The organism is Pseudarthrobacter phenanthrenivorans, assembly GCF_000813845.1.
Taxonomy (GTDB): Bacteria; Actinomycetota; Actinomycetes; order Actinomycetales; family Micrococcaceae; genus Arthrobacter; species Arthrobacter phenanthrenivorans_B.
This window is the reverse complement of the sequence record NZ_JWTB01000010.1, coordinates 14,182-28,351: the sequence shown is the minus strand read 5'-3', so window position 1 is coordinate 28,351 and position 14,170 is coordinate 14,182. Positions and strand designations below refer to the sequence as shown.

The window sequence follows — 14,170 nt, the reverse complement described above, 5'->3', positions numbered from 1 at the left end:
CGGGATGGCTCCGTCATCGCCAGGTCAGGACGCCTGCAGATCTGCGATGCCGGCGGCGCCGGCGGCGAGGAGCGCCTCGGCCAGCTCGATGCCGAGCAGGGTGGCGCCGACTTCCGTCAGGCCGTCCGTGGCACGTTTGTCCCTGACCGTCGCGGTGCCGTCAACGGCGCACACCACGGCTTCCAGGTGCAGCATGCTGCCTTTCCGATAGGCGTAGGCGCCCACCGGGGCTGCGCAGCCGGCTTCCAGCCGGGCGAGCAGGGCGCGCTCGGCGGTAACCGCCAGGCGCGTGTCGGGATCATCAAGGGCGGTTAGGGCCTGGGCCAAAACCTCCCGGGAGCCTTCGGCGGAGCCGGGCTTCGGCGGCGCGTCGGCGGTCCGGCATTCGATCGCCAGGGATCCCTGGCCGGCGGCGGGAAGCATGACGTCGGTTTCGAGGTACTCGGTCACGGCGTCCAGCCTGCCGATGCGTTCCAGTCCGGCGGCAGCCAGCACCACTGCGTCCAGGTCGCATGACTTCCCGGGCACCACCTGGTCCGTGGCGTTGCCGGGCAGTCCGGGAACGCGGCCCAGCCGGGTGTCCACATTGCCGCGGATGTCCACGATCTCCAGGTCCTGCCGTGCGGCGCGCAGTTGCGCGGCACGCCGGGGGGAACCGGTGCCGACGCGGGCTCCGGCGGGCAGGTCCGCCAGCTTCAGCCCGTCACGGGCACACAGCACGTCCCGGACGTCCACCCGGCGCGGCGTGGCGGCAAGGCTGAGCCCTACGGCCGCGCCGGTGGGCAGGTCCTTGAGGGAGTGGACGGCAACGTCGCATTCATTGCGCAGCAGCGCGTCACGCAGGGCAGCGACGAAGACGCCGGTGCCGCCCATCTGGGAGAGCGAGCCGGTGAGGACATCGCCGTCCGTGCGGATATGCACCAGTTCCACCGGAAATCCTCCGACCGCGGCAAGCTGGTCCGCGGTCTGCTGGGTCTGCGTGAGTGCCAGCTTGCTGGCACGGGTTCCGATGCGGACGGTCACGGCTGGGCCGTTTCGCCGGCAGTTGCCGGGTACGGGTCGTGGCCGGTGCCAACGGTGGTGTCGGCGCCTGCGATGGTGGGCTTTTCGCCGCGGAAGTTCGCGCAGCAGCCCGGCCGGCAGACGTCGTACCAGGGGCCGAGATCCGTCAGTGCAGGCCGGTCGCTGATGTTGTTGGCCTCGGTCCGCTCGCAGATGAGGTCCACGAGCCCGTTGACGAACTTCCGGTGGGTGCCGGGCGTGGGGACCCGGGTGGCGGCAAGGCCGAGGTTCGCGCAGGTTTCCATGGCTTCGGTGTCAAGGTCCCAAACGACTTCCATGTGGTCGCTGACGAAGCCGAGGGGAACGATGACGATGCCCTTGACTCCCTGGCCCGCCAGTTCCTCGATGGCGTCATTGATGTCCGGCTCAAGCCACGGCACGTGCGGGGCGCCGGAGCGGGACTGGTACACCAGGGACCACGGCGCGGCCTGGCCGGATTCGGCTTCGACCCTGCCCATGACGGCGGCGGCGTTGGCGAGGTGCTGGGCGACGTAGGCGGAGCCTTCCTCGAACCCGCGCGGCTCACCCTCGGACCGGCCGGCGGCCTCGGCGTCGCGGGTGGGGATGGAGTGGGTGGCGAACAGCACGTGCACCGGGGCATCGGGCGTCCCGGCAGCGGCGAGCTTGGCGCGGACCTCGGCCAGGCCGGCGGCCGTGCCCTCCACGAAGGGTTCCACGAAACCGGGGTGGTCGAAGTACTGGCGGACCTTGTCCACTTCCAGCCGGCCGTCCAGGCCGGTCTCCGTGAGCGCCATGCCGATGTCCTCGCGGTACTGGCGGCAGCTGGAGTAGCAGGAGTAGGCACTCGTGGTGAGCATCAGCACCCGGCGGTGGCCGGCGTCGTACGCTGCCTGCAGGGTCTCGGGGATGTACGGCGCCCAGTTGCGGTTGCCCCACAGCACAGGAAGGTCGATGCCGCGGGCAGCAAGTTCGGCTTCCAGCGCTGCCTTGAGCTCGCGGTTCTGCTGGTTGATGGGGCTGATGCCGCCGTTGGCGCGGTAGTGGTGCGAAACTTCCTCGAGCCGCTCGTCCGGGATGCCCCTGCCGCGGGTGACGTTGCGGAGGAACGGGATGACGTCGTCCTGCCCTTCCGGGCCGCCGAAGGAGGCGAGCAGGACGGCGTCGTAGTTCTTGGGCGCCATGCGGCCGGCCTCGGTGACGGGGTTGACGGCGGTGGAGAGTGTGGGGTCGAGCGGATTCATGCGAGCACCTCTGCTACTTCATCGGCGGTGATCCGCCGTCCGGTATAGAACGGGACTTCCTCACGGACGTGGTTGCGTGCCTCCGTGGCGCGCAGGTGGCGCATCAGGTCAACCAGGTCAACAAGTTCGGGTGCCTCCAGGCCCAGGATCCACTCCCAGTCGCCCAGCGCAAAGGATGAGACGGTGTTGGAGATGACCTGGGGGAAGTCGCGGCCCAGGAGGCCGTGGTCGCGGAGCATCTTGCCGCGCTCAGCTTCGGGCAGGATGTACCACTCGTAGGAGCGGACGAAGGGGTAGACGCACAGCCACTCGGCCGGGGCGACGCCGCGGGAGTAGGCGGGCGTGTGGTTCTTGGCGAACTCCGCCTCGCGGTGGACGCCCATGGCGGACCAGACGATCTCGGTCCCGGCAAACAGGGTGCTGCGGCGGATGTCGCGGATGGCCTGCTGGAGCGCCTCCGGCTTGGGCCCGTGGAGCCACACCATGACGTCGGCGTCGGCGCGCATGGCCGAGACGTCGTAGCTGCCCCGGTGCGTGACGCCGGCGGCGGTCAGGCGTTCCAGCAGTGCTTCGAAGTCGGCCGCAGCATCAGCGCTGCGGACCACTGCCTCCGACCGCTTGAAAACCGTCCAAAGGGTAAAGAACTGCTCGGCTGATTCTTCGGTTTTAGTGACAGATTCGGCAGAAGTGTGGCTCATGGTTACAAGTTTGCCCCTTCGCCGCCCCCAAGGCGAAACCGAAGAGTTCTACAACTCGTAGAAGTGAGCAATGTCACATTTCCCGGTGCAGCGGGCCACGCGCCGCAGCCTTAGAAGGGCCTGCGCATGCGCAGGAAAACCAGCCCCGCCGCCGCTCCCACGCCTACCAGTCCAGCACCCAGCCAGACCATGGGCGCCTGCAGATCCGGCAGCGGCCGGGTGGAGGACACTGCGCGTGTGGGGCCGGCAGAAGCCGCGGCAGCCTGCGGCGCCCGGGTGGGTTGGGAGTTCCGTGCGTTGATGGACAACGCCGTCGGGAGGGCTGAAGCCGATGGGGCGGCTGCAGCCGCGCCGGTTGTTCCCGCCAGCGCGTCCTGGCTCACTGCGGGCCCGCCTGCGCCCGCAGGGCCTGCATCGCCTTCAGTACCGGCTGCGGGCGCGCCTGCAGCACTGTTTACGCCGGCGGCATTGCCTGCGCCCGCGGCATTGCCAGGGCCGGCGGCAGGTGCTGTGCCGGGCGGCGGGGCCGCTGCGGGTCCCGGCTGGGAAGCAGACCCGGACGCTGCGCCGGTCCCTGCCTTTGTGCCGGAACCTGGCGCAGCAGGCGCCGGGGACGAAGGACTGCCGGCGGCCGCGGATGCGGTTGACGGCACTCCGGGCGCCAGGGGCGTCACCGGGACCGTGGGAAGCGTCAGGTCGGGAAGGGGCTGTGCGCTGGCGGACGCATCGGCGGTGGCACCGGCCGTGGCCGTCGGTGAACCGGTGGACAGGGTTGCCTTCACCGCCGGCACGAGGGCGCCGGGAACGGCAAGGATGGACGGGGCTTTGGCGCCGGGAGTGCGGCCGGCAGGGGCGGGTGCGCCGCCTGTGGTGTCCTGGGCCCGGGCTTCCGCGGCGGGGTCCTGGGGAGGGGGTGCGGAATCGTCGGCCAGGGACGCCTGGACGCCGGTGGATAGAACCAGTACCGCTCCGACGGCCGCGGCTGCGGCTCCGCGTCGGATTCCCCCATGGATACCGGTCCGGGACATGGAAAGCTCGGACCTGTGTTGAACCATAGTCATCGACCCTAACCAGAACGCCGTCCCGATTGGAAACCGGGAAGGGCGCCGCCGCGGGCAACCCGGGCGGGGTTCACCCTCGACCCGGGCCGCTGACCTGCGGCGATGTTCAGGCGGCGGCCAGTTGGCCGATTTGCTCACGTGTGTCGGCCACCACGGCTGCCAGGCCGTTCCCCGCCACCCAGCCGCCCACGACGGCCAGGCCGCCGGCGGCGGTGCATGCCTGGCGGATCTCCGCTGCCCGCGCGCGGTGTCCCACCGCGGCGAACGGCAGGGAGCCCCGCCACCGCACGACGTCCCAGCCCCGTACGTCCCCTTCCGTGATGCGGACGCCAAGCAGGGATGACGCGTCCCGCAGCGCGGCCGCGAAGAGTTCCTGGTCGGTTTCCGGGCCTGCCGGTTGCGCCGGGGCACCGTCCACCCGCCCATAGGAGAGGCGGACCACATGGCGTCCCGGGCCGGCAGCGGCTTCAAGCCAGTCCCATTTGCCCGTCGCATGCGTCAGCGCCTTTGCCTCGACGCCCGGCGTCTGGGGTGCCACCAGGATGCCGGTTCCGCGGGGGCGGCGGTCCAGGTCCGGGTTGTCCAGGACCAGGGTGACGAGCTTGACGTCGGGCCCGGCTGCCGGCTTCTTTCCGGCGATTGCCGGCACTGCGCCTTCCAGGAGCCCGACGGCGGCCGGACCGTCCACGGCCACCACCAGCAGGGCCGAGTGGAAGGTGCTCCCTGCCGCTTCGATCTCCCAGCCGTCGGGAGTGCGGGAGACCGCATCGGCGGCGGTGTTCGCCATAAGGGTGACGCCGCGGCCGCGGAGGTCCGCCACCAGGGCGTCCACGAGGGTGTGCATGCCGCCTTCGAGGCCCGCGACGGCGGAACCGGCTTTGGCCTGCCGGGCAGCAGGAGACGTGGCGGAGGTGCCGGGGCCTCGCCGTTGCGCTGCCACCGCGGCAGCGAGCGAACCGTGCTTCCGCAGCCCGGCGCGCAGGCCCGGGGCCACCATGTCGACGTCGAGCAGGCCGGGATCGGCGGAATGGACGCCGCCCACCACCGGCGAGACCAGGCGTTCCAGGACGCGCGATCCCATTCGGGCGCGAACCAGGGCGGCGACGCTGGTGACATCCCCGCCTGCCCCCACGGAGGCAGGCAGCAGGCGGTCCAGGGATGCCCGAAGTGAGCCCAGGACGCCAAGGGTGCGGCGCACCTCCGGGTCCCAGGGGTTGGCGGGGATGCCGAGGACGCCGGTCCTGGGGAGTTCGCGGGGTCCGCTGGGGAGCTGAACCCAGGCACCGCCCGGCCGCGGGGGTACGATCCTGCCGGCAAGGCCCAGTTCGGTGCAGAGGCGGGCGACGGCGTCCGAGCGGGTGGCGAAGGATTCGGCGCCGCTGTCCAGCGTGAGTCCGGCGACCTTGTGGCTGCCCACGCAGCCGCCCCAGGCGGGTCCCGCCTCCAGCACGGTCACCGTGCAGCCGGTTGCGGCGAGGTCCCGTGCGGCCAGCAGCCCGGAGATTCCACCGCCCACCACCAGCGCCGTTCGGGGGCCGCCCGGAGCACTGCCCACCGGTTACTCCGGCGAGATGGAGTGGATGAGCTCCACCACCCGGGTCAGGACATCAGGGTCCGTTTCCGGCGGCACGCCGTGCCCGAGGTTCAGGACGTGGCCGGGAGCGGCGGAACCGGCGGCGATGACCTCGCGAACATGGGCTTCGAGAATGTCCCACGGTGCGGCCAGCAGTGCGGGGTCGATGTTGCCCTGCAGCGGCACGCTTCCGCCCAGCCGGCGGTTGGCCTCGTCGAGGGGCAGCCGGTAGTCAACACCCACCACGTCCACGCCCACGTCGCGCATGGCAACGAGGAGTTCGGAGGTTCCGGTGCCGAAGTGGATCAGCGGGGCACCAAGGTGGCGGACATGGTCCAGGGCGCGGGCCGACGCCGGTGCGACGTACCTGGTGTAATCGGCCAGTCCCAGCGAGCCCGCCCAGGAGTCGAAGAGCTGGGCGGCAGAGGCGCCGGCCTCCAGCTGCGCCTGGAGGAACATTCCCGAGGCGTCGGCTGCCCAGTTGGCCAGCGCGTTCCACGTTTCCGGGTCGGCGTGCATCATGGTCCGCGGACCGAGGTGGTCGCGCGAGGGTTTTCCTTCGACCATGTAGGCGGCAAGGGTGAACGGGGCGCCGGCAAAACCAATCAGCGGCGTCTTCCCCAGCTCCCCCACGGTAAGGCGGACAGCTTCGCGGATCGGCTCCAGGGCCTCCCACGTGAGCTGGGGCAGTGCGGCAACGTCCGCCGCCGTCCGGACGGGCTGATCGAGGACCGGGCCGACCCCGGGCACGATGTCCACGCCGACGCCGGCGAGCTTGAGCGGTATGACGATGTCCGAGAAGAAGATGCCGGCGTCCACGTCATGGCGGCGGACGGGCTGCAGCGTGATCTCGGAGGCCAGCTCGGGACGCAGGCAGGAGTCCAGCATGGCAATGCCCTCGCGGACTTTGAGGTATTCCGGCAGCGACCGGCCTGCCTGCCGCATGAACCAGACGGGACGGCGGGACGGCTTGCCCCCGCGGTAGGCCGTGATCAGCGGTGAGTCCGCTGTGCGGCCGTCCATCAGTGGATGGTCTGCGGCAAGGGCGCCGGCAGCGGAGACGGCAGGGCTAGGAGTCATGCTCTTGATTGTGCCGAAAAAGAGCCCCAAAAGATAACGACAACCTGTCTCCCGCCGCCACCTGCAGGGTGAAGGTGGCGGGGATCACGGGCGCATGTGGCGACTATCCTTTCCGGAGGTTGTTCTACCAGGCAACGAAAAAGCTATGATTGGTCTGCTGTGGTTCTTTTCTCATTGGTGGCTACACACGCCGACATCGACCTTGAAACCGTTGCTCAGTTGAGCAACGGTTCCTCCGGGATTGCCGCATCCGCCCTCACCGAATCCCCCGCCGTGGCCGGGGCAGTGGTCCTTGCCACCTGCAACCGCTACGAGATTTACGGCGAGGCACGCGATCCCGACGACGTCGAAGCCGCCCGCGCCGCCGTCGTGGCCCGGATCAGCGAGGCCAGCGGACTTCCCGAACCCCTCGTCTCACGCTCGTTCAGCACCCGCACCGGGCCTGAAGTGACCCAGCACCTGTTCGCCGTCAGCGCCGGACTGGACTCCGCCGTCGTGGGCGAACGCGAAATCGCCGGCCAGGTACGCCGTGCCCTGATCACGGCCCAGCACGACGGCACCGCCAGCGCCGGCCTGGTCCGCCTCTTCCAGGCGGCTTCCAAGACGGCCAAGGAAGTGGGCGCGCAGACGGCCCTCGGCTCCCGTGGCCTGTCCATCGTCTCGGTGGCCCTGGACCTGGCCACCGATCTTTCCGAAAATCCCGACTGGTCAACCAAGAAGGTTGTGCTGTTCGGAACCGGCGCCTACGCCGGCGCCACCATGGCCCTGCTGCGGGAACGCGGCTGCACCGACATTTCCGTCTTCTCCTCCTCCGGCCGGGCCGAAGGTTTCGTGGCCTCGCGCGGCGGCACGGCCCTGGACGCCGACTCACTGCGGGACGCCGTGGCTTCCGCCGACGTCATGATCGGCTGCAGCGGATCCGACAGCCGCGTCGAGGCCGACGAACTCGCCCAGGTCCGGGCCAACTCGCCCCAGCCCCTGATCGCCATCGACCTGGCCCTCACCCACGACTTCGACCCCGCGGTCGGCGAACTGGACGGCGTGGAACTGCTGACCCTTGAGTCGGTGCGCCTGGCCGCGCCGCAGGAACAGTCCGAGTCCCTCGCCCAGGCCAGCGGCATCGTCAAGGGCGCCGCCAAGGCTTTCGAGCAGGAGCGCCAGGCCCGCTCGGTCGATTCAGCCATCGTTGCCCTGCGCCGGCACACCATGAACGTGCTGGATGCCGAAATGGAAAAGGTCCGCGCCCGCCACGGCTGCACCGCCGCCGCGGAGGAGGTCGAGTTCGCGCTCCGCCGCATGGTCAAGCAGCTGCTGCATGTCCCCACCGTCCGCGCCCGCGAGCTTGCCGCGAACGGCCAGCAGGACGACTACGTTGCCGCGCTGGAGGCCTTGTACGGCATCACCGTGGAGCAGCCCGCCGAGGCTGCGCCGGCCGCCGAGTGCCCGGTGGACCACAAGGGCCGCGAAACCGCCTGAGGTTCTCCCTCCCCAACGCCCCATCAGCATTTGCCCCTAAACCGGAAACGCCCCATCACTTTCTTCAGGGAAGTGATGGGGCGTTTGTCAAAAAGCCGCTAAAGGTGATGGGGCGTTCCGGTCAGTAGACGGGCTTGCCGGGCTCCACGTCCCGCACCCAGGCCAGGATTCCGCCGTCGAGATGGCTGACCCGCTGGTAGCCTGCCTGCCGCGCTGCCGCCAGTACATTGGCCGAGCGCGTCCCGGCCTTGCAGTGGAACACAATCTCCCGGTCCTGCGGAAGTTCGTCCCAGGCCTCGCCGGCGAGGATCCGTCCCTGCGGGATCAGTTTGGCACCCTCGATCCGGACGATGTCGTATTCCCCCGCCTCACGCACGTCCACCAGCTCGAAGTCCTTGAGCCCGGCCTTCCGCGACGCCAGCATGGTGGCCAGCTGGGTGGCGGTGACCGTATGTTCCGTGTCCGCCTGTGTTTCCGGGAGGATCCCGCAGAAGGCCTCGTAGTCCGTGAGCTGGGTAATGGGTTCCGCTGCCGGGTCCTTCGACACCCGGATTTCCCGCCAGCTGCCGCCCAGCGCGTCGAAGAGGGCCACACGGCCCAGCAGGGAACGTCCGACGCCGGTAATCAGCTTCACTGCTTCGGTCACCATCAGCGATCCCACGGCAGCGCACAGCATGCCGAATACGCCGCCCTCGCCGCAGGACGGGACGGAGCCGGCAGGCGGCGCCTCCGGATACAGGTCACGGTAGGTGGGCCCGTGCTTTTCCCAGAAGACGCTGACCTGGCCGTCGAACCGGAAGATCGAACCCCAGACGTAGGGCTTGCCCAGGATGGCTGCGGCGTCATTCACGAGGTACCTGGTGGCGAAGTTGTCCGCGCCGTCCAGGATGAGGTCGTACCCGCCGAACAGCTCCAGGGCGTTGGACGAGTCCAGGCGTACGTTGTGCAGCCGGACGTCCACCAGCGGATTCAGCTCCGTGATGGCGTCGCGCGCCGATTCGATCTTGGGCCGGCCTACGTCGCTGACGCCATGGATCACCTGCCGCTGCAGGTTGCTCAGGTCCACCACGTCGTCATCGACGATGCCGATGGTGCCCACTCCGGCTGCGGCCAGATACAGCAATGCGGGGGCGCCCAGCCCGCCGGCACCGATCACCAGCACCTTGGCGTTCTTCAGCCGCCGCTGTCCCAGGGCTCCGATCTCCGGAATGATCAGGTGCCGGGAGTACCGTTCCACCTCGTCGGAGGTGAGTCCGGCCGCCGGTTCCACCAGCGGCTCCAGCGAAATAGTCGAAACATTTGCGGTGAAAGACGAAGCCATACTTCAATGTATGCCCCGGGATACCGCCGGGTCATATTACCCCGCAGTAAAGTGAAGGTAACTGCAATGGAAAGAAGGACAACTGTGGTCCCTGAAGCACGGGCCGACCGCCCGGCCGCCGCTGAACCGCACGCTGCCTCCCGCCCGGCAGGCCAGCGGTCCGCCCGGATGCCACGGGATGAGCGCCGCGCACAGCTGCTTGCCGCGGCCCAGGAGGTGTTCGTAGCCAACGGCTACCACGGTGCGGCGATGGATGAAATTGCGGAAACGGCGCATGTGAGCAAGCCGGTGCTGTACCAGCACTTCCCTTCCAAGCGGGATCTTTACCTCGCCCTGCTGGAGAGCCATCTCGCGTCGCTGACTGAGCTGATGCTCGGCGCCCTGAACTCCACCACCGACAACGATGAACGCGTCCAGGCCGTCATGCGCGCGTACTTCCATTTCATCGCCAACGATGACCAGGCCCACCGGCTGGTGTTCGAGTCCGACCTGATCAACGATCCCGATGTCAGCTCCCGGCTGGAGACCTTCAACCGGACCTTCGCTGATGCCATTGCCCGGGTGATCGCCGAGGACACCAAGCTTCCCCACCTCGAGGCGGAGCTCTTGGGCCGCGGCCTGGCAGGCATGGCGCAGGTCAGTGCCAGGTACTGGCTGGAAACAGACGGCAACCTCGACCTCGATGTGGCCAGCGACCTCATCTACCGTTTAGCTTGGCGCGGAATCAGTCGCTTCCCTAAAGAGTCCTAGACTACAAATAAGACAACACCTCGTAGAGATACACGAGTACTTTCACAGGCTGGGAGGCCCCCTTGGAAATTAAGATCGGCGTTCAAAACGTTGGCCGCGAGATCGTGCTGGAATCGAACCAGGACGCAGAGACGGTGGCCAAGGTCGTTGGCGAAGCCATCAATGGAGGCAACGAGCTCCGCCTGAAGGATGACAAGGGACGCCTGATCATTGTTCCCGGCAGCGCGCTGGCCTACGTCGAGATCGGCGCCGAAGAGGTCCGGCGCGTAGGGTTCGGCCAGTTCTAGTCCGCATTTCCAAGGAGATCCATGCTTTCGCTGACCATCGTGGTGCTCGCCACCGTCGCCGCGGGCTTTATCGTCTGGGCCAATGACAAGCGGCACGCCAAGTACGGTGCGGCACTGCCGGCCGGGGTCGCCGTGGGTGTTGCGGCGCTGGCATGGATCATCCTGATGGCAGCAGGCTTCGGCTACCTGCCGGGCCTGACCTGGCTTCCGTGGGTCCTGCCCGTCGTCCTCGGCGTCGCCGCGGCGGTCCTCGCCGTGGTCTTCCTGGGCCGCACGCGCGCCCGCCACGACACCGAGCGGCTCACGGCGATCCTGCGGCGCTGAGCCGGCCCGCTCCCGGCGTCGCCGGACGACAGATTAGAAAGGCTGTGGCCACCACCCCCGCGGGTGGCGGCCACAGCCTTTTAACGACAGCCCGGTCTAGAGGAACTCGGCCCGCCCCTCCATGGCGGACGACGCCAGGGCGTGCTCCCTGCGGGGTATGCGGCCCGCCGCCCTGGCCATCCTGCCGGCCATCACGGCGTGCTTGAACGCCTCGCCCATGAGCACGGGGTTCTGGGCGCGCGTCACGGCGGTGGCCAGCAGCACGGCGTCGCAGCCGAGTTCCATGGCCAGGGCGGCGTCCGAGGCCGTGCCAATACCGGCGTCCAGGACCACGGGCACGGAGGCGCGGGAGACGATGAGTTCGATGTTGTGCGGGTTCAGGATGCCCAGCCCGGTGCCGATGGGGGCTCCCAGCGGCATGACGGCGGTGGCGCCCAGGTTCTCCAGCCGCAGCGCGAGTACGGGATCGTCGTTCGTGTAGGCGAAAACCTTGAAGCCGCGGTTCACCAGCTGTTCGGTAGCGTCCACGAGCTCCACGGCGTCCGGCAGGAGGGTTTGTTCGTCGGCGATGACTTCCAGCTTCACCCAGTCCGTTTCCAGGGCCTCCCGCGCCAGTTCCGCCGTGAGGACGGCGTCCCGGGCCGTGAAGCAGGCAGCGGTGTTGGGCAGCACCCGGATTCCGTGGTCCACCAGCAGCTGGAACAGTGAGCCGGTCTCGGCCGTGGAGTAGCGGCGCATGGCCACGGTGGTCAGCGCGGTGCCGGAGGCCAGGAGCGCGGCGCCCAGGCCGTCCAGGCTGGGCGCCCCGCCGGTGCCCATGATGAGCCTGGATTCGAGGGCGACGCCGTCGATCACCAGGGCGTCACCGGCGCCGGTGCCGGTGGAGTGGATAGTGTTGGTTTCGGTCATGGCGTCAGCCTCCCTGTACTGCTGTGACGAGTTCGATGTCGTCGCCCTCGGCGAGCGCCGTGGCGAACCATTGGCTGCGCGGGACCACCTGGGCGTTGTGTGCGACGGCGACCCCCAGCTTGCCGCCGTCCGTCGCCTGGCCGCTCTCGGCAAGCGGGCGACCGGTGACCTGGCTGACGAGGGTGGTGATGGACGCGCCATCGGCCACCTGGTGCGGTTCTCCGTTGAGGGTGATGTTCACGCTGTCTCCTTGATGTGCGGGCTTGTGCCGGCCGTCACCGGCCTGGAAAACCGGTCCGGGCTGAAGGGTGCCCAGCGTGGATCGGTCCTTCCATCCAGCAGTCCGGTGCAGATGGCTGCGGCGGCAGGGGTGAGCAGGACGCCGTGCCGGAAGAACCCGGTGGCGATGATGAGCCCGTGGACGTGGCCAGCGGTGGTGGCGTCCTGGCCGGAGCCCACCGGTACCCGGCCCAGCAGAGGGGCGTTGTCGGGGGTGCCGGGACGGGCGCGGGCCGTGGATTCGAGCAGTTCAAGTTCGGCGACGGCGGGCACCAGCGCCTGGGCGTCGCGCAGCAGCTGGTAGACGCCGCCGGCGCTGACGGCGTCGGAAAGGGCATCTTCCCGCTGGGTGGCCCCGATGACCACGGTGCCGTCTTGCCGGGGAACGATGTACACCGGCACGCCGTGGACCAGGCCGCGCACCGTGGACGTCACCAGGGGCCGAAGGTGTCCGGGAACGGCCAGCCGGAGGATGTCCCCGTGGACGGGGCGCAGCGGCAGCTCAAGCCCGTCCGGCAGGCCGCCAAGCTCCGCCGCGTGCAGCCCGTTGGCCACCACGGTTTCCTTGGCCAGGACCGTGCCGCCGCCGGCCAGGCTGACGCCGGCAACACTCGGGCCCTCCCACAACAGCCCGGCGGCCCGGTCCGGCACGGCAAAGCACCGCTCCGCCCCGGCGGCGGACAGCTCCGGGTTCCTTTCGGCGGCGCCGCCGAGGGCCAGCCGCAGTGCCAGGACCAGCCGCCGCGGATCCACCTGGTGGTCCGACGGGGTATCCATGGCGCAGGCGATGGCCGGGCTGAGGAGCGGCTCGCGCGTCCGGGCCTCCCGCACCGCCAGCGGCTCCACCGCCAGGCCGTTGGCCTGCTGGACCGTCCGCAGGTCCATCAGGGCACGCCGGTCGGCGGCGTCGGCACCCACGGCCAGCGTCGGCGTCGTCAGGTATCCGCAGTCCTCGCCCGTTGCAGCGGCAACGCGGGCAGCGAAGGCAGGCCAGCGGGACGCCGAATCGAGCATGAGTTCCAGGAGATCCTCCTCCTGGTAGTGCAGTTCGCTGACCGGCGCCAGCATGCCCGCTGCGGCCCAACTGGCTCCGGTACCCGGGGCGTCGTCTATGACGACGACCGATCGCCCGGACCGCTGCACTTCCCACGCGATCCCGTGCCCCACCACTCCCCCGCCGATGACGGCGACGTCGGCCCGCACGGTGGAGTTAGCGCTGGCGCCTTCGGGGCCGGGGAGACTGTCAACGGGGTTGCGCATGTGGTTCCTTCCCTACGCCGGCATTAACCGGATCAGGTCAAGCGGTCGGCTCTGACGCCCTCTCAGCCCGGCGCTTTATGACAGCTGCCGCGGGCTCCCGCAGTACCAGCCCAGTTTAGAGGAACTAGGCTTGCAGGCATGAATGTGTCCACCTCATCCTTCCCTGCCGGCCCGCATGCCCCGGCCACCGAAGTTGTCAACGCACGGGACACCGACGCGCTCAAGGCGGCCCGCCTGTACCTCTGCACCGATGCCCGCCGGGACCGCGGCGACTTCGCCGGGTTCGTGGACGCAGCGTTCGCGGGCGGCGTGGACATCATCCAGCTGCGGGACAAGGCCATCGAGGCTGCCGAGGAGCTGGACTTGCTGGCCGTCCTGAAGGAGACGGCAGTCAGGCACGGCAAGCTGTGGGCAGTCAACGACCGGGCGGACATCGCGGTGCTGTCCGGGGCGCCGGTATTCCACATCGGCCAGAAGGACCTGCCCCTGGCGGCGGCGCGCACGCTGGTCAACGGCAACGCAGCCATCGGGCTTTCCAGCCACACCACGCAGCAGGTGGACGCTGCCCTGGCCGCCACCGCCGGCCCGGCAGGCCTGGACTACTTCTGCGTGGGGCCGGTCTGGGCCACGCCCACCAAACCCGGCAGGTCCGCCGTCGGGACCGGACTGGTGGAGTATGCCGCCGAAGCCTCCCGGCAGGCCGGGGAGCCGGTGCCGTGGTTCGCCATCGGCGGGATCGACCACGGCAACGTCCGGCAGGTGGCAGAGGCAGGTGCACGCAGGATCGTTGTGGTCCGGGCCATCACCGGGGCCGCCGATCCCGCAGCCGCTGCGGCATCCCTCCTCGACGCGCTGGACGGCGCCGCCTCCTGATGCCATATCCGTGGA

The 14,170-nt window shown here is 69.5% G+C and carries 15 protein-coding genes and 1 riboswitch; of the genes, 5 read left to right on the top strand and 10 right to left on the bottom strand.

The features are described 5' to 3' along the window. Window positions 1-24: 24 nt before the first annotated feature. The 6 genes from hemC to hemE all read right to left on the bottom strand — a co-directional run bounded on the left by hemC (window position 25) and on the right by hemE (window position 6,676). Entirely contained in the window at window positions 25-1,023 is a 999-nt protein-coding gene (hemC, locus tag RM50_RS05045; RefSeq protein WP_043450618.1) for a hydroxymethylbilane synthase, read from the bottom strand. After that, a complete protein-coding gene (locus tag RM50_RS05040) occupies window positions 1,020-2,264 on the bottom strand; it encodes a ferrochelatase (RefSeq protein WP_043450616.1) in 1,245 nt (414 codons plus the stop codon). Before RM50_RS05040 ends, hemC begins: the two co-directional genes overlap by 4 nt. Next, on the bottom strand, window positions 2,261-2,962 hold the full coding sequence (gene hemQ / locus RM50_RS05035) for a hydrogen peroxide-dependent heme synthase (protein ID WP_043450615.1): 702 nt from the start codon (window positions 2,960-2,962) through the stop codon (window positions 2,261-2,263). The genes RM50_RS05040 and hemQ overlap by 4 nt, the downstream gene beginning before the upstream one ends. 110 nt (window positions 2,963-3,072) lie before the next feature. Continuing rightward, on the bottom strand, window positions 3,073-4,017 hold the full coding sequence (locus tag RM50_RS05030) for a hypothetical protein (RefSeq protein ID WP_156133838.1): 945 nt from the start codon (window positions 4,015-4,017) through the stop codon (window positions 3,073-3,075). A gap of 112 nt (window positions 4,018-4,129) precedes the next feature. Beyond that, window positions 4,130-5,578 carry a protoporphyrinogen oxidase gene (hemG, locus tag RM50_RS05025; protein WP_043450611.1) on the bottom strand — a complete coding sequence of 483 codons (1,449 nt, stop codon included), beginning with the start codon at window positions 5,576-5,578 and terminating at the stop codon, window positions 4,130-4,132. A gap of 3 nt (window positions 5,579-5,581) precedes the next feature. Continuing rightward, the gene (gene hemE, locus RM50_RS05020; RefSeq protein WP_043450739.1) at window positions 5,582-6,676 is read right to left on the bottom strand and encodes a uroporphyrinogen decarboxylase; all 1,095 of its coding nucleotides are present in this window, start codon (window positions 6,674-6,676) and stop codon (window positions 5,582-5,584) included. Between the two features lie 159 nt (window positions 6,677-6,835). Here hemE and RM50_RS05015 point away from each other — a divergent pair, with 159 nt between their 5' ends. Further along, window positions 6,836-8,152 carry a glutamyl-tRNA reductase gene (locus RM50_RS05015; protein WP_043450609.1) on the top strand — a complete coding sequence of 439 codons (1,317 nt, stop codon included), beginning with the start codon at window positions 6,836-6,838 and terminating at the stop codon, window positions 8,150-8,152. Window positions 8,153-8,273: 121 nt separating this feature from the next. On the opposite strand, the gene moeB is transcribed toward RM50_RS05015, so the two are convergent. Next, the gene (moeB, locus tag RM50_RS05010) at window positions 8,274-9,473 is read right to left on the bottom strand and encodes a molybdopterin-synthase adenylyltransferase MoeB (protein WP_043450607.1); all 1,200 of its coding nucleotides are present in this window, start codon (window positions 9,471-9,473) and stop codon (window positions 8,274-8,276) included. Between the two features lie 84 nt (window positions 9,474-9,557). Between moeB and RM50_RS05005 the strand changes: the two genes are divergently transcribed. The 3 genes from RM50_RS05005 to RM50_RS04995 all read left to right on the top strand — a co-directional run bounded on the left by RM50_RS05005 (window position 9,558) and on the right by RM50_RS04995 (window position 10,834). After that, window positions 9,558-10,223 carry a TetR/AcrR family transcriptional regulator gene (locus RM50_RS05005; RefSeq protein WP_043450605.1) on the top strand — a complete coding sequence of 222 codons (666 nt, stop codon included), beginning with the start codon at window positions 9,558-9,560 and terminating at the stop codon, window positions 10,221-10,223. A gap of 62 nt (window positions 10,224-10,285) precedes the next feature. Further along, window positions 10,286-10,510 carry a DUF3107 domain-containing protein gene (locus RM50_RS05000; RefSeq protein WP_043450603.1) on the top strand — a complete coding sequence of 75 codons (225 nt, stop codon included), beginning with the start codon at window positions 10,286-10,288 and terminating at the stop codon, window positions 10,508-10,510. 21 nt (window positions 10,511-10,531) lie between these two features. Next, the gene (locus tag RM50_RS04995) at window positions 10,532-10,834 is read left to right on the top strand and encodes a hypothetical protein (RefSeq protein ID WP_043450601.1); all 303 of its coding nucleotides are present in this window, start codon (window positions 10,532-10,534) and stop codon (window positions 10,832-10,834) included. A gap of 96 nt (window positions 10,835-10,930) precedes the next feature. On the opposite strand, the gene RM50_RS04990 is transcribed toward RM50_RS04995, so the two are convergent. The 3 genes from RM50_RS04990 to thiO all read right to left on the bottom strand — a co-directional run bounded on the left by RM50_RS04990 (window position 10,931) and on the right by thiO (window position 13,282). Beyond that, window positions 10,931-11,743, bottom strand: coding sequence for a thiazole synthase (locus RM50_RS04990; RefSeq protein ID WP_043450600.1), 813 nt, complete (start codon window positions 11,741-11,743; stop codon window positions 10,931-10,933). Between the two features lie 4 nt (window positions 11,744-11,747). Continuing rightward, complete coding sequence (thiS, locus tag RM50_RS04985) at window positions 11,748-11,984, bottom strand: sulfur carrier protein ThiS (RefSeq protein WP_043450598.1); 237 nt, start codon at window positions 11,982-11,984, stop codon at window positions 11,748-11,750. Continuing rightward, on the bottom strand, window positions 11,981-13,282 hold the full coding sequence (gene thiO, locus RM50_RS04980) for a glycine oxidase ThiO (protein WP_043450597.1): 1,302 nt from the start codon (window positions 13,280-13,282) through the stop codon (window positions 11,981-11,983). Before thiO ends, thiS begins: the two co-directional genes overlap by 4 nt. Beyond that, a riboswitch (TPP riboswitch) is annotated at window positions 13,275-13,393 on the bottom strand. (Overlaps the previous gene by 8 nt.) 27 nt (window positions 13,394-13,420) lie before the next feature. Here thiO and thiE point away from each other — a divergent pair. Continuing rightward, entirely contained in the window at window positions 13,421-14,155 is a 735-nt protein-coding gene (gene thiE / locus RM50_RS04975) for a thiamine phosphate synthase (protein WP_082006980.1), read from the top strand. Window positions 14,156-14,170 lie beyond the last annotated feature (15 nt).